At 68.4% G+C, this 23,263-nt stretch carries 23 protein-coding genes; 2 read left to right on the top strand and 21 right to left on the bottom strand.

Annotation, left to right across the window (positions count from 1 at the left end; genetic code table 11):
- Nucleotides 1-2 precede the first annotated feature (2 nt).
- From rpsQ to TAE01_RS10345, 14 genes are all read right to left on the bottom strand, one after another.
- A complete protein-coding gene (gene rpsQ, locus TAE01_RS10410) occupies nucleotides 3-293 on the bottom strand; it encodes a 30S ribosomal protein S17 (RefSeq protein ID WP_147066118.1) in 291 nt (96 codons plus the stop codon).
- Entirely contained in the window at nucleotides 290-676 is a 387-nt protein-coding gene (gene rpmC / locus TAE01_RS10405; RefSeq protein ID WP_147066116.1) for a 50S ribosomal protein L29, read from the bottom strand. The genes rpsQ and rpmC overlap by 4 nt, the downstream gene beginning before the upstream one ends.
- Nucleotides 676-1,095, bottom strand: coding sequence for a 50S ribosomal protein L16 (gene rplP / locus TAE01_RS10400; RefSeq protein WP_020143237.1), 420 nt, complete (start codon nucleotides 1,093-1,095; stop codon nucleotides 676-678). Before rplP ends, rpmC begins: the two co-directional genes overlap by 1 nt.
- 2 nt (nucleotides 1,096-1,097) lie before the next feature.
- The gene (gene rpsC / locus TAE01_RS10395; protein WP_147066114.1) at nucleotides 1,098-1,922 is read right to left on the bottom strand and encodes a 30S ribosomal protein S3; all 825 of its coding nucleotides are present in this window, start codon (nucleotides 1,920-1,922) and stop codon (nucleotides 1,098-1,100) included.
- Nucleotides 1,922-2,290 carry a 50S ribosomal protein L22 gene (gene rplV / locus TAE01_RS10390; RefSeq protein WP_147066112.1) on the bottom strand — a complete coding sequence of 123 codons (369 nt, stop codon included), beginning with the start codon at nucleotides 2,288-2,290 and terminating at the stop codon, nucleotides 1,922-1,924. The genes rpsC and rplV overlap by 1 nt, the downstream gene beginning before the upstream one ends.
- Before the next feature lie 26 nt (nucleotides 2,291-2,316).
- The gene (gene rpsS / locus TAE01_RS10385; RefSeq protein ID WP_141823434.1) at nucleotides 2,317-2,598 is read right to left on the bottom strand and encodes a 30S ribosomal protein S19; all 282 of its coding nucleotides are present in this window, start codon (nucleotides 2,596-2,598) and stop codon (nucleotides 2,317-2,319) included.
- A gap of 15 nt (nucleotides 2,599-2,613) precedes the next feature.
- The gene (rplB, locus tag TAE01_RS10380) at nucleotides 2,614-3,450 is read right to left on the bottom strand and encodes a 50S ribosomal protein L2 (RefSeq protein ID WP_147066110.1); all 837 of its coding nucleotides are present in this window, start codon (nucleotides 3,448-3,450) and stop codon (nucleotides 2,614-2,616) included.
- A gap of 26 nt (nucleotides 3,451-3,476) precedes the next feature.
- On the bottom strand, nucleotides 3,477-3,776 hold the full coding sequence (gene rplW, locus TAE01_RS10375) for a 50S ribosomal protein L23 (RefSeq protein ID WP_142176968.1): 300 nt from the start codon (nucleotides 3,774-3,776) through the stop codon (nucleotides 3,477-3,479).
- Nucleotides 3,773-4,408, bottom strand: a complete 636-nt coding sequence (gene rplD, locus TAE01_RS10370; protein ID WP_147066108.1) for a 50S ribosomal protein L4 — start codon at nucleotides 4,406-4,408, stop codon at nucleotides 3,773-3,775. Before rplD ends, rplW begins: the two co-directional genes overlap by 4 nt.
- Nucleotides 4,405-5,058, bottom strand: coding sequence for a 50S ribosomal protein L3 (gene rplC / locus TAE01_RS10365; protein WP_030194212.1), 654 nt, complete (start codon nucleotides 5,056-5,058; stop codon nucleotides 4,405-4,407). Before rplC ends, rplD begins: the two co-directional genes overlap by 4 nt.
- Before the next feature lie 11 nt (nucleotides 5,059-5,069).
- Nucleotides 5,070-5,378, bottom strand: a complete 309-nt coding sequence (gene rpsJ / locus TAE01_RS10360; RefSeq protein WP_009775966.1) for a 30S ribosomal protein S10 — start codon at nucleotides 5,376-5,378, stop codon at nucleotides 5,070-5,072.
- A gap of 363 nt (nucleotides 5,379-5,741) precedes the next feature.
- Nucleotides 5,742-6,140, bottom strand: coding sequence for a thiol-disulfide oxidoreductase DCC family protein (locus tag TAE01_RS10355; protein WP_222594109.1), 399 nt, complete (start codon nucleotides 6,138-6,140; stop codon nucleotides 5,742-5,744).
- A gap of 106 nt (nucleotides 6,141-6,246) precedes the next feature.
- A complete protein-coding gene (locus TAE01_RS10350) occupies nucleotides 6,247-7,554 on the bottom strand; it encodes a M18 family aminopeptidase (protein ID WP_147066106.1) in 1,308 nt (435 codons plus the stop codon).
- Between the two features lie 23 nt (nucleotides 7,555-7,577).
- Nucleotides 7,578-8,381 carry a hypothetical protein gene (locus TAE01_RS10345; protein ID WP_147066103.1) on the bottom strand — a complete coding sequence of 268 codons (804 nt, stop codon included), beginning with the start codon at nucleotides 8,379-8,381 and terminating at the stop codon, nucleotides 7,578-7,580.
- Nucleotides 8,382-8,445: 64 nt separating this feature from the next.
- On the opposite strand from TAE01_RS10345, the gene TAE01_RS10340 reads away from it, so the two are divergent.
- Nucleotides 8,446-8,709 (top strand): hypothetical protein, encoded by a 264-nt coding sequence (locus tag TAE01_RS10340; RefSeq protein ID WP_147066101.1) that lies wholly within the window; start codon nucleotides 8,446-8,448, stop codon nucleotides 8,707-8,709.
- A 126-nt stretch (nucleotides 8,710-8,835) separates the two neighbouring features.
- On the top strand, nucleotides 8,836-9,663 hold the full coding sequence (locus TAE01_RS10335; protein WP_147066099.1) for a class I SAM-dependent methyltransferase: 828 nt from the start codon (nucleotides 8,836-8,838) through the stop codon (nucleotides 9,661-9,663).
- Nucleotides 9,664-9,952: 289 nt separating this feature from the next.
- Here the strand turns inward: TAE01_RS10335 and tuf are convergent, their stop codons facing one another.
- The 7 genes from tuf to rpoB form a co-directional block, all read right to left on the bottom strand.
- Nucleotides 9,953-11,149, bottom strand: coding sequence for an elongation factor Tu (tuf, locus tag TAE01_RS10330; protein ID WP_147066097.1), 1,197 nt, complete (start codon nucleotides 11,147-11,149; stop codon nucleotides 9,953-9,955).
- A 103-nt stretch (nucleotides 11,150-11,252) separates the two neighbouring features.
- Nucleotides 11,253-13,370 carry an elongation factor G gene (gene fusA, locus TAE01_RS10325; protein ID WP_147066095.1) on the bottom strand — a complete coding sequence of 706 codons (2,118 nt, stop codon included), beginning with the start codon at nucleotides 13,368-13,370 and terminating at the stop codon, nucleotides 11,253-11,255.
- 132 nt (nucleotides 13,371-13,502) lie between these two features.
- Entirely contained in the window at nucleotides 13,503-13,973 is a 471-nt protein-coding gene (gene rpsG / locus TAE01_RS10320; protein WP_056752779.1) for a 30S ribosomal protein S7, read from the bottom strand.
- On the bottom strand, nucleotides 13,973-14,347 hold the full coding sequence (gene rpsL, locus TAE01_RS10315; protein ID WP_141823424.1) for a 30S ribosomal protein S12: 375 nt from the start codon (nucleotides 14,345-14,347) through the stop codon (nucleotides 13,973-13,975). The genes rpsG and rpsL overlap by 1 nt, the downstream gene beginning before the upstream one ends.
- A 404-nt stretch (nucleotides 14,348-14,751) precedes the next feature.
- On the bottom strand, nucleotides 14,752-15,378 hold the full coding sequence (locus tag TAE01_RS10310) for a hypothetical protein (RefSeq protein WP_147066093.1): 627 nt from the start codon (nucleotides 15,376-15,378) through the stop codon (nucleotides 14,752-14,754).
- A 135-nt stretch (nucleotides 15,379-15,513) separates the two neighbouring features.
- Nucleotides 15,514-19,410, bottom strand: coding sequence for a DNA-directed RNA polymerase subunit beta' (locus TAE01_RS10305; protein WP_147066091.1), 3,897 nt, complete (start codon nucleotides 19,408-19,410; stop codon nucleotides 15,514-15,516).
- Between the two features lie 121 nt (nucleotides 19,411-19,531).
- Nucleotides 19,532-23,014: a DNA-directed RNA polymerase subunit beta gene (rpoB, locus tag TAE01_RS10300; RefSeq protein WP_147066089.1), complete on the bottom strand. Its 3,483-nt coding sequence runs from the start codon at nucleotides 23,012-23,014 to the stop codon at nucleotides 19,532-19,534.
- Nucleotides 23,015-23,263: the final 249 nt, after the last annotated feature.

Below are 23,263 nucleotides of genomic sequence, written 5' to 3'. Positions count from 1 at the left end.
TCTTACTTGGCCTTCTCGAGGATCTCGACGATGCGCCAGTGCTTCGTCGCGGAGAGCGGACGCGTCTCCATGATGAGCACGCGGTCGCCCACGCCGGCAGCGTTCTGCTCGTCGTGCACCTTGACCTTGCTGGTGCGACGGATGACCTTGCTGTAGAGGGCGTGCTTGACGCGGTCCTCGACCTCGACGACGACGGTCTTGTCCATCTTGTCGCTCACCACGTAACCCTGACGGGTCTTGCGGTAGTTGCGCTCACTCGCCTGGTCGCTCACGACCTTCTCCTGCTCGCTCATGCGTCAGCCTCCTGCGCCTTGTCAGCCTTCTTGGCCTTCTTCTCGGCCTTGTCAGCCTTCTCGGGCTTGTCAGCCTTCTCGGCCTTGTCGGCCTTCTTGTCGGCCTTGGGAGCCTTCTTCTCGACCTTCTCGGTCTTCTCCGGCGCCTTGGGGGCAGCGGGGGCCGAGCCGATGCCGAGCTCGCGCTCACGCATCTCGGTGTAGATGCGCGCGATGTCCTTCTTGACGGCGCGCAGGCGGCCGTGGTTGTCCAGCTGGCCGGTGGCCGACTGGAAACGCAGGTTGAACAGCTCTTCCTTGGCCTTCTTCAGCTCGTCCGCCAGCTTGGTGTCGTCCAGACCACGCAGCTGCTCGGGAGCCAGGTCCTTGGTTCCGACTGCCATCAGATGTCACCACCCTCACGCTGAACGAAGCGGCACTTCATGGGGAGCTTGTGCATCGCGAGACGCATGGCCTCACGCGCCACCGGCTCTGCCACGCCCGAGATCTCGAACATGACGCGACCCGGCTTGACGTTGGCGATCCACCACTCCGGCGAACCCTTACCGGAACCCATGCGGGTCTCGGCGGGCTTCTTGGTGAGCGGACGGTCGGGGTAGATGTTGATCCACACCTTTCCGCCACGCTTCATGTAGCGGGTCATCGCGATACGAGCGGACTCGATCTGACGGTTGGTCACGTAGGCCGGCTCGAGAGCCTGGATGCCGTAGTCACCGAAGGCGATCGTGGTGCCACCCTTGGCCGCGCCGTGGCGGTTCGGGTGGTGCTGCTTGCGGTGCTTGACTCGACGGGGAATCAACATGGTCAGGCCTGCTCATTCTCGGTGCTGGCCGCGGCGGGGGCCTCGGCAGCAGCGGTCTCGTTCACTGCCGGAGCAGCGGCGGTCTCGTTGCGGTCACCACGACGGGCGCGGTTCGGACGGTCACCGCCGTCACGACGCGGACCACGCGACGGGCGCGGAGCGGCGGCCTGCTGGGCAGCGAGCTCCTTGGCCGTCATGTCGCCCTTGTAGATCCACACCTTGACACCGATGCGACCGAACGTCGTGCGGGCCTCGTAGAAGCCGTAGTCGATCTGCGCACGCAGCGTGTGCAGCGGGACGCGACCCTCGCGGTAGAACTCCGTGCGGCTCATCTCGGCGCCGTTGAGGCGGCCCGAGACCTGCACGCGGATGCCCTTGGCGCCGGCGCGCTGGGCGGACTGCATGCCCTTGCGCATGGCGCGGCGGAACGCCACGCGGGCCGAGAGCTGCTCGGCGATGCCCTGGGCGACCAGCTGGGAGACGATCTCGGGGTTCTTGACCTCGAGGATGTTCAGCTGGACCTGCTTGCCCGTCAGCTTCTCGAGCTCGCCACGGATGCGGTCGGCCTCGGCGCCGCGGCGACCGATGACGATGCCGGGGCGGGCGGTGTGGATGTCGACGCGGACGCGGTCACGAGTGCGCTCGATGTCGACCGAGGCGATACCGGCGCGCTCCATGCCCTTCTCCATCAGGCGACGGATGGCGACATCTTCCTTGACGTAGTCGCGGTAGCGCTGACCCGACTTCGTCGAGTCGGCGAACCAACGGCTCTTGTGCTCCGTCGTGATGCCGAGACGGAAGCCATGGGGGTTGACCTTCTGACCCATCAGCGGGCTCCCTTCGTGTTCTCCGGCTGCGCGACGACCACGGTGATGTGGCTCGTGCGCTTGTTGATGCGACCGGCGCGGCCCTGGGCACGCGGACGGAAACGCTTCATCGTCGGGCCCTCGTCCACGAACGCGGCCGTGATGACGAGGTTGCGCTCGTCGAAGGCGACCGACTCACGGTCGGCCTTGACGCGGGCGTTGGCGATGGCACTCTCCAGCACCTTCTTGACCGGCTCGGAGGCCGACTGCGGGGCGAAGGTGAGCACCGTGACGGCGTCGGTGGCGGCCTTGCCGCGGATCAGGTCCACGACACGGCGAGCCTTCTGCGGGCTGACACGGACGTGCCGCGCCGAAGCCTTGGCTTCCATGACTTCTTCCTTGGATTCGGTGGCCATCAGCGACGACGACCCTTCTTGTCGTCCTTCACGTGACCCTTGAACGTGCGGGTCGGCGCGAACTCGCCGAGCTTGTGGCCGACCATCGACTCGGTGACGAACACCGGGACGTGCTTGCGGCCGTCGTGGACGGCGAAGGTGTGGCCGAGCATGTCCGGGCTGATGACCGAACGGCGCGACCAGGTCTTGATGACGGTCTTGGTTCCCGCTTCGTTCTGGGCGTCCACCTTCTTCTGAAGGTGGTCGTCGATGAAGGGGCCCTTCTTCAGGCTACGAGGCATTCCAAAGGCTCCTTATCAGCGCTTCTTGCCAGTACGACGGCGACGAACGATGAGCTTGTCGCTTTCCTTGTGTCCCTTGCGGGTGCGGCCCTCGGCCTGACCCCAGGGGCTGACGGGGTGACGTCCACCGGACGTCTTGCCCTCACCACCACCGTGCGGGTGGTCGACCGGGTTCATGGCGACACCACGGACGGTCGGGCGCTTGCCCTTCCAGCGCATGCGGCCGGCCTTGCCCCAGTTGATGTTGCTCTGCTCGGCGTTGCCGACCTCGCCGACGGTCGCGCGGCAGCGCGCGTCGACGTTGCGGATCTCGCCGGACGGCATACGCAGCTGGGCGTAGGGGCCGTCCTTGGCGACGAGCTGCACGCGAGCACCCGCGGAGCGGGCGATCTTGGCGCCGCCACCGGGCTTGAGCTCGATCGCGTGGACGACCGTACCCACGGGGATGTTGCGCAGCGGAAGCGAGTTGCCCGGCTTGATGTCGGCCGCGGGGCCGTTCTCGATCGGGTCGCCCTGCTTCAGCTTGTTCGGGGCCAGGATGTAGCGCTTCTCGCCGTCGACGTACTGGACGAGCGCGATGCGCGCGGTGCGGTTGGGGTCGTACTCGATGTGAGCGACCTTGGCCGGCACGCCGTCCTTGTCGTGGCGACGGAAGTCGATGACGCGGTAGGCACGCTTGTGACCGCCACCGATGTGACGGGTCGTGATGCGGCCGGCGTTGTTACGGCCACCTGTCTTGGACAGGGGGCGGACCAGCGACTTCTCGGGAGTGGTACGCGTGATCTCGACGAAGTCGGCGACCGACGAGCCACGACGGCCCGGTGTGGTCGGCTTGTACTTGCGGATACCCATGTTCGTTAAGTCTCTCTTCGTCTATCTCAGGCGCCCGCACCGAAGATGTCGATCGAGCCCTCGCGGAGGGAGACGATCGCACGCTTGGTGTCCTTGCGCTTGCCGAGGCCGAATCGGGTGCGACGGGTCTTGCCCTGGCGGTTCAGGGTGTGGACCTTGTCGACCTTGACGTTGAAGATCGCCTCGATGGCGATCTTGATCTCCGTCTTGTTCGCACGGGGGTCGACGATGAAGGTGTACTTCCCCTCGTCGAGCAGACCGTACGACTTCTCGGAGACGACCGGCGCGATGAGGATGTCGCGCGGGTCCTTGGTGTGGATGCTCACTTGGTGGCCTCCTTGTCGGCCTTGTCGGCCTTCACGGGACCGGCGACGAACGCGTCGAGGGCGGCCTGGGTGAAGACGATGTCGTCGGCGCACAGCACGTCGTACGTGTTGAGCTGGTCGGCGACGAGGACGTGAACGTTCTGCAGGTTGCGCACCGACTTCATCGCGACGTCGTCGCCACGCTCGATGACCACGAGCAGGTTCGGGCGCTCGGTCAGACCGGCGAGCACCGCGGCGGCGTCCTTCGCCGAGGGCAGGTCGCCCGAGACGATGGAGTCGACGACGTGGATGCGGTCGAAGCGGGCCCGGTCGGAGAGGGCACCGCGCAGGGCGGCAGCCTTCATCTTCTTGGGGGTGCGCTGGCTGTAGTCACGCGGCTGCGGGCCGTGGACGACGCCACCGCCGGCGAACTGCGGCGCGCGGGTCGAGCCCTGGCGGGCGCGGCCGGTGCCCTTCTGGCGGTAGGGCTTGCGCCCACCACCGCGGACCTCGCCGCGGGTCTTGGTCGAGTGCGTGCCCTGACGAGCGGCGGCCAGCTGGGCCACCACGACCTGGTGGATCAGCGGGACGTTGGTCTGGACGTCGAAGATCTCGGCGGGCAGGTTCTGCGTCTTGGTTGCCATGTCGTTCATGCACCCTTCGCAGCCGTGCGGATCAGGACGATGCCACCGCGGGGGCCGGGAACGGCACCCTTGATGAGCAGCAGGCCCTTCTCGGCGTCAACGGCGTGGATCTGGAGGTTCTGGGTCGTCTGGCGAACGCCACCCATGCGACCAGCCATGCGCATGCCCTTGAAGACACGGCCGGGGGTCGAGCAGCCGCCGATGGAGCCCGGCTTGCGGTGGTTGCGGTGGGCGCCGTGGGAGGAGCTGACACCGTGGAAGCCGTGACGCTTCATGACACCGGCGAAGCCCTTGCCCTTGGTCGTGCCCGTGGCGTCGACGCGCTGGCCGGCCTCGAAGGACTCGGCCGTGATCTCCTGGCCGAGCTCGTAGGCGGCGGCGTCAGCCGTGCGCAGCTCGACGAGGTGACGGCGCGGCGTGACGCCGGCCTTCTCGAAGTGGCCGCTCATGGGCTTGTTCACCTTGCGGGGGTCGATCGCACCGAAGGCGATCTGGACCGCGGAATAGCCGTCGGTCTCGTCGGCACGCACCTGCGTCACGACGCAGGGGCCGGCCTTGACCACGGTCACGGGGACGAGCTTGTTGTCTGCGTCCCACACCTGGGTCATGCCGAGCTTCTCGCCGAGCACACCCTTGACGTTCTTCTGAGCAACAGTCATCTGGGGCCGCCTCAGAGCTTGATCTCGATGTTGACGTCCGCCGGCAGGTCGAGACGCATCAGCGAGTCGACGGCCTTGGGCGTCGGGTCGATGATGTCGATGAGGCGCTTGTGCGTGCGCATCTCGAAGTGCTCGCGGCTGTCCTTGTACTTGTGCGGCGACCGGATCACGACGAAGACGTTCTTCTCCGTCGGCAGCGGGACGGGGCCCACCACGGTCGCGCCGGCGCGCGTCACTGTGTCAACGATCTTCCGGGCCGAGTTGTCGATGACCTCGTGGTCGTACGACTTCAGCCGGATGCGGATCTTCTGTCCCGCCATCTGATGAACGTCTCTCTCTCGCTTCTGACTACCGGTTCCCTTGGCCATCCGACCCCCGAGGTCGGGCGTGTCGCGCCCGCTTCGCGGTGAAAGGTGCGCACCTGAGTGCCAGCTCTCGTGTGGATTGCCCGGCCGAACCGGGTAACTTGCGCTTCCCTCGGGCCTCCGAGAGGAGTCCGGGCGAGTCCCCGTCAGGAGGCTCTCAAGGGGCGGCGCCACCGACATGGGTCAGCGACGCGCGTCAAGCAACCTGAACAGTGTGCCAGAGCGCGCACCGCACTATCAAATCGGGGCCGGCCGGCCGTGCAGGGGCGCTCGGGTGGCGCGTCGTGGCGAGCCGGACGGCCGGCACCAGGTCGGGCGTCAGCCGAGCGGACGGGCGCACGCGGCGGTGCCACCGGGGAGCTGGTGACGGTGGGGAGCGATCCAGCGGTAGGCGCGCGCGGCCGCCCACGAGACCCCGGGCGCCGTGAGCAGGTGGCCCACCGGCCGCCAGGCCGGGGCGCCGTGGCTCATCGCGTCGGCGATGGCGCGGTGGCCCGACCGGATCGAGCCGTCCTCCGCGATGAACTGGGCGGCCGCGTCGCAGTCCTGCTCCGTCAGGCCCACGGCCGCCAGGTCGAGCTCCTGCCACGGTCGCACGTCGTAGCGGTCGCGACGGTCGACCCATCGCCTGATCAGCCCCACGCTGCGCGTGCAGAAGCCGCAGTCCGCGTCGTAGACGAGCGTGGGCCGGTTGGGCACGAAGAGCGTGGGCTCCACACCCCCATCGTCGCACCCGTCGGGAGCCGGGGCGGCCCGCCCTGCCGGCGTATGCCTTCACCGCCGTCGCGCGGCCGCGGCTGGGGCCCGCTCCCCCGCCCGCCACTCAGGCGGGCGCGAGGAAGGCGCTCAGCGCGGCGGCATACATCGCCGGGTCCTCGGCGCCCATCAGCTCACGCGTGCTGTGCATCGACAGGGCGGCGGCGCCGAAGTCGACGGTGGTCGCCCCGGTCAGCGACGACGTCACGGGGCCGACCGTCGATCCGCACGGGAGGTCGCTGCGGGTGACGAAGGTCTGCATGGGGACACCTGCCTGCTCGCAGGCCAGACGGAAGGCGGCCGCCCCGACCGAGTCCGTGGCGTAGCGCAGGTTGGTGTTGACCTTGAGCACCGGCCCCCCGTTGACCTGGATCTGGTGCATCGGCTCGTGGCGGTCGGCGTAGTTGGGGTGCGTCGCGTGCCCCATGTCGCCGGAGGCGATGACCGTGGCCGCCAGGGCGCGCCAGTAGTCGTCGCGGGTGCCACCGCCCGCGGTGACGATGCGCTCGAGCACCGAGGGCAGCAGGGTCGAGGTGGCGCCCCGCTCGGAGGTGCTGCCGATCTCCTCGTGGTCGAAGAGGACGAGGACCGGGACGTGAGTCGGCTCGGTGGCCACGGCGTCGAGCAGGGCCCGAACCCCGGCATACGACGTCGCGAGGTTGTCGAGGCGCGGGGCCGCGATGAGCTCGCGGGCGCGTCCGAGACGCGTCGACGGCTGGATCGGGTGGGTCATGACGTCCCAGGACAGCACGTCCTCGCGGACGACGCCGACCTGCTCGGCGAGGTAGCCGACGAAGTCGCCGGGCTCGTCACCGACCCCCCAGAGCGGCTCCATGTGGGCCTGCTTGTTGAGGCTGAGCGCCTCGTTCTGGGTGCGGTCGAGGTGGATCGCGAGCTGGGCGACCCGCAGCAGGGCGTCGCGGCCGTGGAACGTCCTGGCCTCGACACCGCCTCCCTCTCCGCGCACCGCCACCCGTCCGGCGAGGCCGAGGTCCCGATCGAGCCAGGAGCTGAGGATGAGACCCCCGTAGGGCTCGACGCCGAGCATCTGCCACCCGGCGCGGGCATGGTCGGGGTTGGGCTTGACGCGCAGGTTGGGGCTGTCGGTGTGCGCCCCGACGACCCGGAAGCCGGCAGCCGGCCCGGCCCCGGCACCGTGGGCGCCGGTCGTGTCCCACGCGATGAGCGAGCCGCCGCGCACGAGGTAGCGCCGCCCGGGCTCGGTCGGCCACGGCTCGGTCTCGACGACCTCGGTGAACCCCTCGGCGGCGAGCCGGGCCGCAGCCTGCTCGCACGCGTGGAAGGGGGTCGGCGAGGCGTCGACGTAGTCGATCAGGCCCTGGGCTTCGGTGTCGGTGTCGAACGAGTGCGCCATGGCTCCCGACCCTATCCGCCTGCTCAGGCCGGCTTGAGACTGGTCAGGATCTGCCGCAGGAGGGACTCGGCGCCGGCCCTCGTCGTGGCCGTGACCGTGAGGTACGTGACGATGCCGCCGTGCTCGACGGCCACGGACCGGGTGTGGGTGACGAAGGTGGCCATCGGCAACCGCGACTCGGCGACGACGGCCGGGCCGATCGGGGTCGCCGTCCGGGTCACGCGCACGACCTTGGCCCCGACGGACTCGAGCTGAGCACGCAGGTTGGTCTCCGTCGGCAGCTCGTCGGTCGGGGTCGGGATGACGGAGATGTTGTCTGCCGAGCCGACCCGGACCGGTCCCATGACCATGACCTCGATGGCCTTGCCCACCTGCTTGAGGTACTCCTCGACCGTCAGCCCGGAGTTCCTGGCGAGGTCCTTGGCCGCCTGCGGCAGGGCCGCTGCACTCGCCTTCGTCACCCGGGAGGGGTCGAACGCCTGCCACCCGGCCGGCACCTCGAAGGAGAGGCCTGCGCGCACGGCCGTGACCCGCCGCCCGACGAGGAGCGGGACGTCGCCGGACGTCGGCGACGAGGGCGTCGAGGTCGCCGGCGACGGGTCCGGGGGAAGGGCCGTGGAGACGCCCGTCGACGGTTCCGTGGTGGGCCGGGTCGAGGCGGCCGCCTGCCCCACTCCGGCGTCCGCGGTGGCCCGGGCGGCCATCGCCGAGCCCCCGTCCTTGGAGCACGCGCCCACCGTGAGGAGGAGCCCGGCCGTGCAGACTCCCGCAGCGAGACGCCACGTCCGTCCGTGCGCGTGCCTCGCCCGGTCCCCTGTCGATGTCATGCGCCAGTCATACGGCATCGGCCCCACCGGGGCAACGACCACCCGGGGTGACAGGATCGCCCCCATGCCCGACGCCGTCCTGCACCGTCTCGTCGACGGCCTCGTCTCGGCGGACCCCGCCGTCCGTGACGACGGGGCGCATGCCGCCCTGGCGCGGCTCCTGCGTGAGGGCGGCGTCGGCGTCGACGACCGGTCCTGGCTCGCCTGCGGACCCTGCGCTCGCTGCACGTCGCCCTCGGTGAGGACCTGCTCCGGGACGACCACCCCGTCACCGTGCGCCACGCCGGTCCGGTCCGGCGCGAGGTCGCCCGGCTCCTCGGCGAGGTGACGCCGTGGTTCTGGCGGGCACGCACACCCTGACGCGCCACCGGACAGGTCCGCCCGCGGGCACGGCGCACGACCGAACCTTCCCAAGGTCCAGCGCCCCGGGAGGCCGGGGAGGACCATCGGGGACATGGACCCGTCCCAGCGCCGCGCGGGCGTCGCCGCGCTCTTCGACCAGCTCGCCCCCGGCTACGACCAGGGCCCGGTGCCGTGGTTCGGACCGATCGGCCGACGACTCGTCGAGCTGACCGCACCCCGGCCCGGCGACCGGGTCCTCGACGTCGGAGCCGGGCGCGGGGCGGCGTCCTTCCCTCTCGCCGACGCCGTCGGTCGTGCCGGCCACGGGACCGCGGTCGACCTCTCCCCCGCCATGGCGCTCCACCTCCGGGACGAGGCCGCGAGGCGCGGGACCCCCGTCGAGGTCGTCGTCGGCGAGGCGTCGCCGCGGACCCTGCCCGCAGGCAGCTTCGACGTGGTCACCGCCTCGCTCGTGCTCTTCTTCGACCCCCAGCCGGCCGAGACCCTCGCGGGCTGGATGGCCCTGCTGCGTCCCGGTGGCCGCATCGGACTGTCGACGTTCGGCCCCAACGACCCCGCCTGGACCGCTGCCGAGGCGGTCCTGCTGGCCCACGCTCCGGCGCAGCTGCTCGACGCCCGCACGAGCGGGCGCGCCGGCCCCTTCGCCACCACCGGCTCCCTGACCACCCTGCTCGAGTCGGTGGGCGCCACCGACGTCGACAGCCACGACGAGCCCCTCGTGGTGACCCTGCCCGACGCCGACGCCTGGCACGCCTGGACGATGACCCTCGGCCTGCGTCAGCTCTGGGCCGCGGTCCCCGACACCGAGATCCCCCGAGCCCTGGCCGACATCGCCGCCGCCCTCGAGCCCGACCGCCGCGACGACGACCAGCTCCACCTCACCCAACACGTCCGCTACACCACCGCCACCAGGCCCTGACCCCACGAGAGGAGCGGTGCGCGCCGAGGGTGCACCCGGCATGCCCCACCGAGGAGCGGGGCGGGCGACGTGGGGAGCGGCATCGGAGGCGGCCACACGGCATACGACAGGACGTCGCCCGCGAGGTGGCCGCCGACGCTCCACGCCGCGACCCGCGTCGCCCGCCCCGCGACGACGCGGACAGCGAGACCGATGCGTCTGGGGCGTACGCGGAAGGGCCCGCCCCGCCGAAGCGGAACGGGCCCTACGCGTACTGCGGTGAAGCTGGTACAGCAGGTGCTGCGTCAGATCACTTGATGATCTTGGTGACGCGACCGGCGCCCACCGTGCGGCCACCCTCACGGATGGCGAACTTGAGGCCGTCCTCCATGGCGATCGGCTGGATGAGCTCGACCGTCATGTCGGTGTTGTCGCCGGGCATGACCATCTCGGTGCCCTCGGGCAGGTGCACGACACCCGTCACGTCCGTCGTACGGAAGTAGAACTGGGGACGGTAGTTGTCGTAGAACGGCGTGTGACGGCCGCCCTCGTCCTTGCTGAGGATGTAGACCTGAGCCTCGAAGTCCGTGTGCGGGGTGATCGAGCCCGGCTTGCAGATGACCTGCCCGCGCTCGACGTCCTCACGCTTGGTGCCACGAAGGAGCAGACCGACGTTCTCACCGGCGCGACCCTCGTCGAGGAGCTTGCGGAACATCTCGACGCCCGTGACGGTCGTCTTGGCCGGCGGACCGGTGTGGATGCCGACGATCTCGATCTCCTCGTTGACCTTGAGGACACCGCGCTCGATGCGGCCGGTGACGACCGTGCCACGACCGGTGATCGTGAAGACGTCCTCGACGGGCATGAGGAACGGCTTGTCGATGTCGCGCTCGGGCTCCGGGATGGAGTTGTCGACGGCGTCCATGAGGTCGAGGACCGACTGGCCCCACTTCTCGTCGCCCTCGAGCGCCTTGAGCGCCGAGACCTGCACGACGGGAAGGTCGTCGCCCGGGAACTCGTACTGCGACAGGAGCTCACGGACCTCCATCTCGACGAGCTCGAGGATCTCCTCGTCGTCGACCATGTCGGCCTTGTTGAGCGCCACGACGATGTAGGGGACGCCGACCTGGCGGGCCAGGAGGACGTGCTCCTTCGTCTGTGGCATGGGGCCGTCGGTGGCGGCGACCACGAGGATGGCACCGTCCATCTGAGCCGCACCGGTGATCATGTTCTTCACGTAGTCAGCGTGGCCCGGGCAGTCGACGTGGGCGTAGTGACGACCCTCCGTCTGGTACTCGATGTGCGCGATCGAGATGGTGATACCGCGCTGGCGCTCCTCGGGAGCCTTGTCGATGTCCTCGAACGCGAACTGGGGGTTCAGGTCGGGGTACTTGTCGTGCAGAACCTTGGAAATCGCAGCCGTCAGCGTCGTCTTGCCGTGGTCGATGTGACCGATGGTGCCGATGTTGACGTGCGGCTTGGTCCGCTCGAACTTTGCCTTCGCCACTGTGGTCCTCCTCAGGACTTTCTTGTGTTACGCCGTACGACCAGGGCAGGACGTGGCGCGATGGGGTGGTTTCCGATGGAAGAGACTACGGGATGTCCCGCAGTCACTCCCCGCGGGTCTTCTTGATGATCTCCTCGGCAACGGCCTTGGGGACCTCTGCGTAGGAGTCGAACTCCATGGAGAAGCTCGCGCGACCCTGCGTCTTGGAGCGCAGGTCGCCGACGTAGCCGAACATCTCGGACAGCGGGACGAGGCCCTTGACGACCTTGGCGCCGCTGATGTCCTCCATGCCCTGGATCTGGCCACGGCGGGAGTTGATGTCACCGATGACGTCGCCCATGTAGTCCTCGGGCGTACGGACCTCGACGGCCATCATCGGCTCGAGCAGGACCGGGTCCGCCTTCTTGATGGCCTCCTTGAGGACCATCGAGCCGGCGATCTTGAACGCCATCTCCGAGGAGTCGACGTCGTGGTAGGCACCGTCGTTGAGCGTCGCCTTGATGCCCACGAGCGGGTAGCCGGCGAGCACGCCGTACTGCATCGCGTCCTGGATACCGGCGTCGACCGACGGGATGTACTCGCGGGGCACGCGACCACCGGTGACGGCGTTGACGAACTCGTACATCGAGCCGTCCTCGGTCTCACCCAGCGGCTCGAAGCTGACCTGGACCTTGGCGAACTGGCCAGAGCCACCGGTCTGCTTCTTGTGCGTGTAGTCGTACTTGAGGACGGGACGACGGATCGTCTCGCGGTAGGCCACCTGCGGCTTGCCGACGTTGGCCTCGACCTTGAACTCGCGCTTCATGCGGTCGACGAGGATGTCGAGGTGCAGCTCGCCCATGCCGGCGATGATCGTCTGGCCGGTGTCCTCGTCGTGGTGGACCTGGAAGGTCGGGTCCTCGGCCGAGAGCTTCTGGATGGCCGTGCCGAGCTTCTCCTGGTCACCCTTGGTCTTGGGCTCGATGGCGACCTGGATCACCGGGTCGGGGAAGGTCATCGACTCGAGCACGATCTGCTCGTTGATGTCCGACAGGGTGTCACCGGTCGTCGTGTCCTTGAGGCCGATGGCCGCGTAGATGTGGCCGGCCATGGCCTCCTCGACGGGGTTCTCCTTGTTGGCGTGCATCTGGAAGAGCTTCCCGATGCGCTCCTTGCGACCCTTCGTCGAGTTGACGACGCTCGTGCCCGAGCTGATGTGGCCCGAGTAGACGCGGATGAAGGTGAGCGTGCCGAAGAACGGGTGCGTGGCGACCTTGAAGGCGAGGGCCGAGAACGGCTCGTCCTTGCTCGGCGCACGGGTCAGCTCGACGGTCTCGTCGCCCGGCTTGTGGCCGATCATCGGGGGCACGTCGAGGGGCGACGGGAGGTAGTCGACGACGGCGTCGAGCATCGGCTGGACACCACGGTTCTTGAAGGCGGAGCCACAGAACACGGGGTACAGCTCGGAGCTGACCGTGAGCTTGCGGATGCCGGCCTTGATCTCCTCCGGCGTCAGCTCCTCGCCACCGAGGTACTTCTCCATCAGCGCGTCGTCGGACTCGGCCACGCGCTCGACGAGTGCCATGCGGTACTCCTCGGCCTTGGCCTGCAGGTCCGCGGGGATCTCGGCGATCTCGTACTTGGCGCCCATGGTCACGTCACCCTTGGCGTCGCCGGGCCACACGAGGGCACGCATGTAGACGAGGTCGATGACCCCGAGGAAGTCGTTCTCGGCACCGATGGGCAGCTGCATGACGAGCGGCTCCGCACCGAGGCGGTCCTTGATCGTCTGCACGGTGAAGTAGAAGTCCGCGCCGAGCTTGTCCATCTTGTTGACGAAGCAGATGCGCGGCACGTCGTACTTGTCGGCCTGGCGCCACACCGTCTCGGACTGGGGCTCGACGCCCTCCTTGCCGTCGAACACCGCGACGGCACCGTCGAGGACGCGCAGCGAGCGCTCCACCTCGACCGTGAAGTCGACGTGCCCGGGGGTGTCGATGATGTTGACCTGGGTGCCTTCCCAGAAGGAGGTCACGGCGGCAGACGTGATCGTGATGCCGCGCTCCTTCTCCTGCTCCATCCAGTCGGTCGTCGACGCACCGTCGTGGGTCTCACCGATCTTGTGGTTGACACCGGTGTAGAAGAGGATGCGCTCCGTCACCGTGGTCTTGCCAGCGTCGATGTGCGCCATGATGCCGATGTTGCGGACCTTCTTGAGGTCCGTCAGGACGTCGAGTGCCACGTCAGGTTTCTCGTCTCATTCGTCGTGGAGTGAAAATCGTGGGCGCCGTGGGCCGCGTCGAGTGACGGGCGGGCGCGTGCCCGGCGGTATGCCGTGGAGCGAGGTCCACGGCATACCGACCGGACCGCCGGGTCACCAGCGGTAGTGCGCGAAGGCCTTGTTGGACTCGGCCATCTTGTGCGTGTCCTCGCGGCGCTTGACAGCGGCACCGAGGCCGTTGCTCGCGTCGAGGATCTCGTTCATGAGGCGCTCGGTCATCGTCTTCTCGCGACGCTGCCGCGAGTAGCCGACGAGCCAGCGCAGGGCGAGCGTGGTCGAGCGGTTGGGCTTGACCTCGATCGGCACCTGGTAGGTCGCGCCACCGACGCGACGGCTCTTGACCTCCATGGCCGGCTTGACGTTGTCGAGCGCACGCTTGAGCGTGGCGACGGGGTCGGTGCCGGTCTTCTGGCGGCAGCCCTCGAGGGCGCCGTAGACGATCATCTCGGCGATCGACTTCTTGCCGTCGAGGAGGATCTTGTTGACGAGCTGCGTGACGAGCGGGCTCTGGTAGACCGGGTCGACGACGAGCGGGCGCTTCGGAGCGGGTCCCTTACGAGGCATCAGCTCTTCTCCTTCTTCGCGCCGTAACGGCTACGAGCCTGCTTGCGGTTCTTGACACCCTGGGTGTCGAGCGTGCCGCGGACGATCTTGTAACGCACACCCGGGAGGTCCTTCACACGACCACCGCGCACGAGCACGATGGAGTGCTCCTGCAGGTTGTGGCCGACGCCGGGGATGTAGGCCGTGACCTCGATGCCCGAGCTGAGGCGCACGCGGGCGACCTTGCGGAGGGCAGAGTTCGGCTTCTTGGGGGTGGTGGTGTACACGCGGGTGCACACACCGCGGCGCTGGGGCGAGCCCTTGAGCGCCGGGGTCTTGGCCTTCGTGGCCTTGTCCTGGCGGCCCTTACGGACCAGCTGGTTGATGGTAGGCAACCTGGTTACTCCATAACGTTGCTTGTTGTCAGCCGTCCTGGCGGACGGCTCCTTGACTGTTCGGCCCTCGACCCCCGAGGTCGGGCGTGTCGGAACCGGTACTCCCCCCTGCACTCCCCTGCTCACGAACGCCGTGTGGCGCTCGACGGTCAGGATTGCCCGGCGGAAGGTGTGCTCTGGACCGCAGTGATGTCACGACCGCGAGGAGCGGGCGGACAGGGCACCAGGGCCGTCATCGCGCATGCCTGAATGCGTGCCTCAGACACAGTGTTCAAGCGTACCGGGGCGCGGCACGCCGACCAAATCGGTGTGACCGCCCTCGGCGCCCCCGATGCGGTATGCCGTCCCGCGGGCTCACGACACGAGGGCGCGCGGACCGCTCGCGGGAAGCCACCGGCGTCCGCTCAGCCGAGGCGCCAGTCACCGGCGTACATGTGCAGCACGGGCACGCCGAGGGTCTCGCGCGCCCGCGACGCCCAGTCGGTGTGGAAGGTGTCCTCGACCGCATGCGGCTCCGTGACGACGACGACCTCCTGGGCGCCGAGCCGTGCCACCTCCTCGACGAGGGTCGGCATCGGGTCGTCGGCCGTGATCTCGCCGGTGGCCGCGACCGCGTGGCGCTCGAACTCCGCCAGGGTGCTCGACAGGGCCGTGTCGGCGTCGGCGTGCGCCTCGCTCCGGTCGACGGGGCGCAGCGACTCGAGTGCCTCACGCATCTCGAACAGGCTCAGGTGGTTGAGGAAGGAGCTGAGCAGGTTGCGGTCGGTGTCGGCCGGCACGAGCACGCGGTAGGTCGGGGCCTCGTCCTCGTGCAGGCCGATGATCTTGTCGACGTCGACCGGCTTGAGGGCCTCTTCGGTGAGCACGATGATCGCCGGCGTCGGGCCGCTGTCGGCCGCCTCGCCCTGCTCTGCCGGGGCGCCCAGCTCGTCCTGGACGGGCTGGACGGTCTGGTGGGGCTGCTCGCTCGGCGCGGCGGTGAGGTCGTCGCGCGCGGGCGCGGTGGGCACGTCGGCCGTGGGCTCGGTCATGCACCCCACCCTATAGAGGGCCACAGGCGTCCCGGAACGCCGCTGGGCCGGCTCCCCCGAGGGGAAGCCGGCCCAGCGGCATACGACCAGCCTGGTGGTCACCGGTCGCCGTCGTGACGGCGACCGGTGAGCTGGTCAGAACTGGTCGAGACCGAGCGCCTCGTCGTCCAGGCGGATGGCCTCGCCCGTGCCCGAGCCGAAGCCTGCGTAGTCGTAGGCGTCGTAGCTCGGCAGCGAGTACATCGCGGCCTTGGCCTCCTCGGTGGGCTCGACCTTGACGTTCCGGTAGCGGGGCAGGCCCGTGCCGGCAGGGATGAGCTTTCCGAGGATGACGTTCTCCTTGAGGCCGAGCAGCGGGTCGGACTTGGCCTCCATGGCGGCCTGCGTGAGCACGCGGGTCGTCTCCTGGAAGGACGCGGCCGACAGCCACGACTCGGTCGCGAGCGAGGCCTTGGTGATGCCCATGAGCTCGGGACGTCCGGCGGCCGGACGGCCACCCTCGGCCATGACGCGACGGTTCTCGTCCTCGAAGCGACCCCGCTCGGCGAGCTCGCCGGGCAGCAGGTCGGCGTCGCCGGCCTCGATGATCGTCACGCGACGCAGCATCTGGCGCACGATGACCTCGATGTGCTTGTCGTGGATGGACACACCCTGCTGGCGGTAGACCCGCTGCACCTCGTCGACGAGGTGCTTCTGGGCCGCGCGCGGGCCGAGGATGCGAAGGACCTGCTTGGGGTCGATCGCGCCCTGGACCAGCTTGGTGCCGACCTCGACGTGGTCGCCGTCGGCGACGACGAGGCGCGAGCGCTTGCTCACCGGGTAGGCGTGCTGCTCGGAACCGTCGTCCGGCGTGAGCAGGATGCGACGCGCCTTATCGGTGTCCTCGATCTCGACGCGGCCGGTGGCCTCGGCGATCGGGGCGACACCCTTGGGGGTGCGCGCCTCGAACAGCTCGACGACTCGCGGCAGACCCTGGGTGATGTCGTCGGCCGCGGCCGCACCACCGGTGTGGAAGGTACGCATCGTCAGCTGCGTGCCGGGCTCACCGATCGACTGGGCCGCGATGATGCCGACGGCCTCGCCGATGTCGACGAGCTTGCCGGTCGCGAGCGAACGGCCGTAGCAGGCGGCACAGGTGCCGACCTTGCTGTCGCAGGTGAGGACCGAACGGATCCGCACCTCGTCGACACCGGCCGCGTAGAGCGCGTCGATGACGACGTCACCGAGGTCGATGCCCGCGACGGCGAGGGTCTCGCCGTCGACGACGACGTCCTCGGCCAGGGTGCGGGCGTAGACCGAGGCCTCGACGACCTCGCTCGGCGCACGCGTGCCCGTGGTCTCGTTGACCTGGGCGATCGGCAGCTTGAGGCCACGCTCGGTGCCGCAGTCGTCCTCACGGATGATGACGTCCTGCGACACGTCGACGAGACGACGCGTCAGGTAGCCCGAGTCGGCGGTACGGAGCGCCGTGTCGGCCAGACCCTTACGGGCACCGTGCGTCGAGATGAAGAACTCGAGCACCGTGAGGCCCTCACGGAAGTTCGCCTTGATCGGGCGCGGGATGATCTCGCCCTTCGGGTTGGCCATGAGGCCTCGCATACCGGCGATCTGACGGATCTGGAACCAGTTACCACCAGCACCCGAGGACACCATCCGGTAGATGGGGTTCGTGCGCGGGAAGTTGGTCTCCATCTCCTTGGCGACCTGGTTGGACGCCTGGGTCCAGATCTCGACGAGCTCCTGACGACGCTCGTCGTCGGTGATGAGACCGCGCTCGTACTGGGTCTGGACCTTGGCGGCCTTGGTCTCGTAGCCCTCGAGGATGTTCGTCTTGTTGTCCGGCGTCGTGACGTCGGAGATCGCGACGGTGCAGCCCGATCGGGTCGACCAGTGGAAACCGGCCTCCTTCAGGGCGTCGAGGGACGCGGCGACCTGGACCTTGGAGTAGCGCTCCGCGAGGTCGTTGACGATCGCCGAGAGGCGCTTGCGGTCGACCGGGCGGTTCTCGAACGGGTAGTCGAGCGGCAGCGTGTCGTTGAAGATCGCGCGACCGAGCGTCGTCTCGAGCGTGATGCTCTTGACGATGCCGTCCTCGCCGGCCTCGACACCCTCGGGCAGCTCGAAGCCGGCCGGGGGCACCGCGTCCGTCAGGCGCAGCTTGATCGCCGAGCCGAGCAGGATCTCGCCACGGTCGAAGGCCATGCGGGCCTCCGAGGGGGACGAGAACGCGCGACCCGCGCCGGGGCCACCACCGTCGACCGCGTCGGTCAGGTGGTAGATGCCGGTGATCATGTCCTGGGTCGGCATGGTCACGGGACGACCGTCAGCCGGCTTGAGGATGTTGTTGCTCGACAGCATGAGGATGCGGGCCTCGGCCTGCGCCTCCGCCGACAGGGGCACGTGGACGGCCATCTGGTCACCGTCGAAGTCGGCGTTGAAGGCCGAGCAGACGAGCGGGTGGATCTGGATGGCCTTGCCCTCGACGAGCTGCGGCTCGAACGCCTGGATGCCGAGACGGTGCAGCGTGGGTGCACGGTTGAGCAGCACCGGGTGCTCCGTGATGACCTCTTCGAGGACGTCCCACACGACCGGGCGCGCACGCTCGACCATGCGCTTGGCCGACTTGATGTTCTGCGCGTGGTCGAGGTCGACCAGGCGCTTCATCACGAACGGCTTGAACAGCTCGAGCGCCATCTGCTTGGGCAGACCGCACTGGTGCAGCTTCAGCTGCGGGCCGACGACGATGACCGAACGGCCGGAGTAGTCGACGCGCTTGCCGAGCAGGTTCTGGCGGAAACGACCCTGCTTGCCCTTGAGCATGTCGGACAGCGACTTGAGCGGACGGTTGCCGGGGCCCGTGACGGGGCGACCACGACGGCCGTTGTCGAAGAGGCTGTCGACGGCCTCCTGGAGCATGCGCTTCTCGTTGTTGACGATGATCTCGGGGGCACCGAGGTCGAGGAGGCGCTTCAGGCGGTTGTTGCGGTTGATGACGCGACGGTAGAGGTCGTTGAGGTCCGAGGTCGCGAAGCGGCCACCGTCGAGCTGCACCATCGGGCGCAGGTCCGGCGGGATGACCGGGATCGCGTCGAGGACCATGCCCGACGGGTGGTTCGTCGTCATCTGGAAGGCGTTGACGACCTTGAGGCGCTTGATGGCGCGGGTCTTCTTCTGGCCCTTGCCGGTGGCGATGATCTCCTGGAGGAGGTCCGCCTCGGCGTCGAGGTCGAAGGACTCGAGGCGCTTCTGGATCGCCGCGGCGCCCATGCCACCCTCGAAGTACAGACCGAAGCGGTCACGCATCTCGCGGTAGAGGATCTCGTCGCCCTCGAGGTCCTGGACCTTGAGGTTCTTGAACCGGTCCCAGACCTGCTCGAGGCGCTCGACCTGCTGGTCCGCGCGCTTGCGGATGTTGTTCATCTCGCGCTCGGCCTGGTCGCGCACCTTGCGCTTGGCGTCGGCCTTGGCACCCTCGGCCTCGAGCTCGGCGACGTTGCGCTCGAGCAGCTGCGCGCGGGACTCGACGTCCGCGTCGCGACGGTTCTCGATCTCCTTCTTCTCGACCTGGATCTGCGCCTCGAGCGACGGCAGGTCAGCGTGACGCTGGTCCTCGTCGACGGACGTGATCATGTAGGCCGCGAAGTAGATGACCTTCTCGAGGTCCTTCGGGGCGAGGTCGAGCAGGTAGCCGAGGCGGCTCGGGACACCCTTGAAGTACCAGATGTGGGTGACGGGGGCGGCGAGCTCGATGTGGCCCATCCGCTCACGGCGCACCTTGGCGCGCGTGACCTCGACGCCACAGCGCTCACAGATGATGCCCTTGAAGCGGACCCGCTTGTACTTGCCGCAGTTGCACTCCCAGTCCCGGGTCGGGCCGAAGATGCGCTCGCAGAACAGGCCCTCCTTCTCGGGCTTGAGCGTGCGGTAGTTGATGGTCTCGGGCTTCTTGACCTCGCCGTGGCTCCACTGGCGGATGGACTCCGCAGTGGCAAGGCCGATGCGCAGCTCGTCGAAGAAGTTGACGTCGAGCACGTGGTTCCTTCTCTCGTAACTCTCGTTAAGTCTTTGGTCTGAGTGGGATTCGTTGACGAGGGTGCGTATGCCGCTGAGCGGGCCCAGCGGCATACGCACCGCTTGTCGTTAGGGGGCCTTCTCAGACCTCTTCGACGCTGGACGGCTCACGCCGGCTCAGGTCGATGCCGAGCTCCTCCGCCGCGCGGAAGACCTCCTCGTCGGACTCCTTCATCTCGATCGTCGTCCCGTCGCTGCTCAGGACCTCGACGTTGAGACACAGGGACTGCATCTCCTTGAGGAGGACCTTGAACGACTCCGGGATGCCCGAGTCGGGGATGTTCTCGCCCTTGACGATGGCCTCGTAGACCTTCACGCGGCCGGGAACGTCGTCCGACTTGATCGTCAGCAGCTCCTGGAGCGTGTAGGCGGCGCCGTACGCCTCGAGGGCCCAGACCTCCATCTCACCGAAGCGCTGGCCACCGAACTGGGCCTTACCGCCGAGCGGCTGCTGGGTGATCATCGAGTAGGGACCCGTGGAACGAGCGTGGATCTTGTCGTCGACGAGGTGGTGGAGCTTGAGGATGTACATGTAGCCGACCGCGACGGGCTCCGGGAACGGCTCGCCGGAGCGGCCGTCGAAGAGGCGCGTCTTGCCCGAGGCGTCGATGAGGCGGACCCCGTCGCGCGTCTTGAGCGTCGAGTCGAGCAGACCCGTGACCACGTCCTCGGAGGCTCCGTCGAAGACCGGCGTCGCCACACGGGTGCCCGCGGGGGCCTCGTGCGCGTCCGGTGCGATCTCCTTGGCCCACTCCGGGCTGCCCTCGATCTTCCAGCCGCGCGAGGCGGCCCAGCCGAGGTGCAGCTCGAGGATCTGGCCGAGGTTCATACGACGCGGCACACCGTGCGGGTTGAGCACGACGTCGACCGGCGTGCCGTCCTCGAGGAACGGCATGTCCTCGACCGGGAGGATCTTGGAGATGACGCCCTTGTTGCCGTGACGGCCGGCGAGCTTGTCACCGTCGGTGATCTTGCGCTTGTTGGCGACGTAGACGCGCACGAGCTGGTTGACACCCGGCGGCAGGTCGTCGCCGAGGTCGGCGCGGAACTCCTTGACGCCGATGACCGTGCCGGTCTCGCCGTGGGGCACCTTGAGGCTCGTGTCACGGACCTCGCGGGCCTTCTCACCGAAGATGGCGCGCAGCAGGCGCTCCTCCGGCGTCAGCTCGGTCTCGCCCTTGGGCGTGACCTTGCCGACGAGCAGGTCGCCGTCGCGGACCTCGGCGCCGACGCGGATGATGCCGCGCTCGTCGAGGTCGGCCAGGACCTCCTCGGAGACGTTCGGGATGTCCCGGGTGATCTCCTCGGGGCCGAGCTTGGTGTCACGGGCGTCGACCTCGTGCTCCTCGATGTGGATCGAGGAGAGGACGTCGTCCTGGACCAGGCGCTGGCTGAGGATGATCGCGTCCTCGTAGTTGTGGCCCTCCCACGACATGAACGCGACGAGCAGGTTGCGTCCGAGCGCCATCTCGCCACCGTCGGTCGCGGGACCGTCGGCGATGACGCCACCGGCCTCGAGACGGTCGCCCTCGTTGACGACGACGACCTGGTTGTAGCTCGTGCCCTGGTTGGAGCGCGCGAACTTGGCGATGCGGTACGTCTGGTAGGTGCCGTCGTCGTTGGCGACGGTGACGAGGTCAGCCGACACCTCCTGCACGACACCGGCCTTCTCGGCCCGGACGACGTCGCCCGAGTCGAGGGCGGCGCGGAACTCCATGCCGGTACCGACGATCGGCGCCTCGCTCTTGACGAGCGGGACGGCCTGACGCTGCATGTTGGCGCCCATGAGGGCGCGGTTGGCGTCGTCGTGCTCGAGGAACGGGATCATCGCGGTCGCGGCCGAGACCATCTGGCGCGGCGAGACGTCCATGTAGTCGACCTCGTCGCCGGGGACGAGCTCGACCTCTCCACCCTTGGTGCGCACGAGCACGCGGTCCTCGGTGAAGTTGTTCTGCTTGTCGAGCGGCGCGTTGGCCTGGGCGACGACGTAGCGGTCCTCCTCGTCGGCGGACAGGTAGTCGATCTCGTCGGTGACGTGACCGTCACGCACCTTGCGGTACGGCGTCTCGATGAAGCCGAACGCGTTGATGCGACCGTAGGACGCGAGCGAGCCGATGAGGCCGATGTTCGGGCCTTCCGGGGTCTCGATCGGGCACATGCGGCCGTAGTGCGACGGGTGGACGTCACGGACCTCCATCTGGGCACGGTCACGGGAGATACCACCCGGGCCGAGCGCGGACAGACGACGCTTGTGCGTCAGACCCGCGAGCGGGTTGTTCTGGTCCATGAACTGGGAGAGCTGCGACGTGCCGAAGAACTCCTTGATCGAGGCCACCACGGGGCGGATGTTGATCAGGGTCTGCGGCGTGATCGCCTCGACGTCCTGCGTGGTCATGCGCTCGCGGACGACGCGCTCCATGCGGGACAGGCCGGTGCGGACCTGGTTCTGGATGAGCTCGCCGACGGAGCGGAGACGACGGTTGCCGAAGTGGTCGATGTCGTCGACCTCGACGCGGACGTCGATCTCCTCGCCGTTCTTGACGCCCTTCATCGAGTCCTGGCCGTCGTGCAGCGTGACGATGAACTTGATCGTCTTGACGATGTCGTCGATCGACAGGGTCGAGTCGTTGATCGAGGCGTCGAGACCGAGCTTCTTGTTCACCTTGTAGCGGCCGACCTTGGCGAGGTCGTAGCGCTTGCCGTTGAAGTAGAGGTTGTCGAGCAGGGTCTGCGCGGCCTCCTTCGTCGGCGGCTCGCCCGGGCGCAGCTTGCGGTAGATGTCGAGCAGCGCGTCGTCCTGGCCCTGGGTGTGGTCCTTCTCCAGGGTGAGGCGCATCGACTCGAACTCGCCGAACTCCTCGAGGATCTGGGCCTCGGTCCAGCCGAGGGCCTTGAGGAGCACGGTGACCGACTGCTTGCGCTTGCGGTCGACGCGGACGCCGACCATGTCGCGCTTGTCGATCTCGAACTCGAGCCACGCACCGCGGCTCGGGATGATCTTGGCCGTGTAGATGTCCTTGTCGGACGTCTTGTCGGGCGTGCGCTCGAAGTAGACGCCCGGGCTGCGGACGAGCTGCGAGACGACGACACGCTCGGTGCCGTTGATGATGAAGGTGCCACGCTCGGTCATGAGCGGGAAGTCGCCCATGAAGACCGTCTGGCTCTTGATCTCGCCCGTCTGGGCGTTCATGAACTCGGCGGTCACGAAGAGCGGCGCGTCGTACGTCTGGTCGCGCTCCTTGCACGACTCGATCGTCTTGCGGGTCTCCTCGAAGCGGTGGTCGCGGAACGACAGCGACATGGAGCCGCTGAAGTCCTCGATCGGGGAGATCTCCTCGAAGATCTCCTCGAGCCCGGACCGGTCGGGGACGTCGTTGCGTCCCTCGGCCTTGGCCGCGGCGACGCGAGCCTGCCAGCGCTCGTTGCCGAGCAGCCAGTCGAAGCTCTCCGTCTGAAGCGCCAGGAGGTCGGGGACCTCGAGTGGTTCGCGAATCTTCGCGAAGGACAGACGTCCCGAAGGGGTCTGTGCGGTGGACATGTTCGTCGCAGTACGCGAGGCAGCCAAGGAGGGTCCTTCCACGGGCCTTTTTCGAATCTTCAGATCCGCGTTGCCGCATGGCTCCGCTCGCGGGTCCCGAGGTCATACCGGATGCCGGGTGGCATGGTGTGAGGCCTGACCGAGGTCGCGAGAGGTGGGCATGGGCAGCGCAAAGGCCTAGCCTACGCGCAAAGGGCAGGAGTGTCCAGCCGGGTCAAGGAGCGGAGGTCTCCTGACGAGGGCCCGTCCGGAGGCGAACCGACCGGACGCCCTCGA

It is taken from the genome of Terrabacter aerolatus, assembly GCF_007991735.1.
GTDB classification, from domain to species: Bacteria; Actinomycetota; Actinomycetes; order Actinomycetales; family Dermatophilaceae; genus Terrabacter; species Terrabacter aerolatus.
Note: the sequence above shows the minus strand (reverse complement) of the source record. Positions and strands in the feature narration are given on the sequence as shown.

Coding starts and splice junctions, on each gene's coding strand:
- TAE01_RS10340 (WP_147066101.1), top strand. CDS start 8,446: ATGCCCGACGCCGTCCTGCACCGTCTCGTCGACGGCCTCGTCTCGGCG.
- rpmC (WP_147066116.1), bottom strand. CDS start 676: ATGGCAGTCGGAACCAAGGACCTGGCTCCCGAGCAGCTGCGTGGTCTG.
- rplC (WP_030194212.1), bottom strand. CDS start 5,058: ATGACTGTTGCTCAGAAGAACGTCAAGGGTGTGCTCGGCGAGAAGCTC.
- TAE01_RS10310 (WP_147066093.1), bottom strand. CDS start 15,378: ATGACCGAGCCCACGGCCGACGTGCCCACCGCGCCCGCGCGCGACGAC.
- TAE01_RS10350 (WP_147066106.1), bottom strand. CDS start 7,554: ATGGCGCACTCGTTCGACACCGACACCGAAGCCCAGGGCCTGATCGAC.
- rpsJ (WP_009775966.1), bottom strand. CDS start 5,378: ATGGCGGGACAGAAGATCCGCATCCGGCTGAAGTCGTACGACCACGAG.
- rpsC (WP_147066114.1), bottom strand. CDS start 1,922: ATGGGTCAGAAGGTCAACCCCCATGGCTTCCGTCTCGGCATCACGACG.
- rpsS (WP_141823434.1), bottom strand. CDS start 2,598: ATGCCTCGTAGCCTGAAGAAGGGCCCCTTCATCGACGACCACCTTCAG.
- rplV (WP_147066112.1), bottom strand. CDS start 2,290: ATGGAAGCCAAGGCTTCGGCGCGGCACGTCCGTGTCAGCCCGCAGAAG.
- rplP (WP_020143237.1), bottom strand. CDS start 1,095: ATGTTGATTCCCCGTCGAGTCAAGCACCGCAAGCAGCACCACCCGAAC.
- rpsQ (WP_147066118.1), bottom strand. CDS start 293: ATGAGCGAGCAGGAGAAGGTCGTGAGCGACCAGGCGAGTGAGCGCAAC.
- rplD (WP_147066108.1), bottom strand. CDS start 4,408: ATGAACGACATGGCAACCAAGACGCAGAACCTGCCCGCCGAGATCTTC.
- TAE01_RS10335 (WP_147066099.1), top strand. CDS start 8,836: ATGGACCCGTCCCAGCGCCGCGCGGGCGTCGCCGCGCTCTTCGACCAG.
- rpsG (WP_056752779.1), bottom strand. CDS start 13,973: ATGCCTCGTAAGGGACCCGCTCCGAAGCGCCCGCTCGTCGTCGACCCG.
- TAE01_RS10345 (WP_147066103.1), bottom strand. CDS start 8,381: ATGACATCGACAGGGGACCGGGCGAGGCACGCGCACGGACGGACGTGG.
- rplB (WP_147066110.1), bottom strand. CDS start 3,450: ATGGGTATCCGCAAGTACAAGCCGACCACACCGGGCCGTCGTGGCTCG.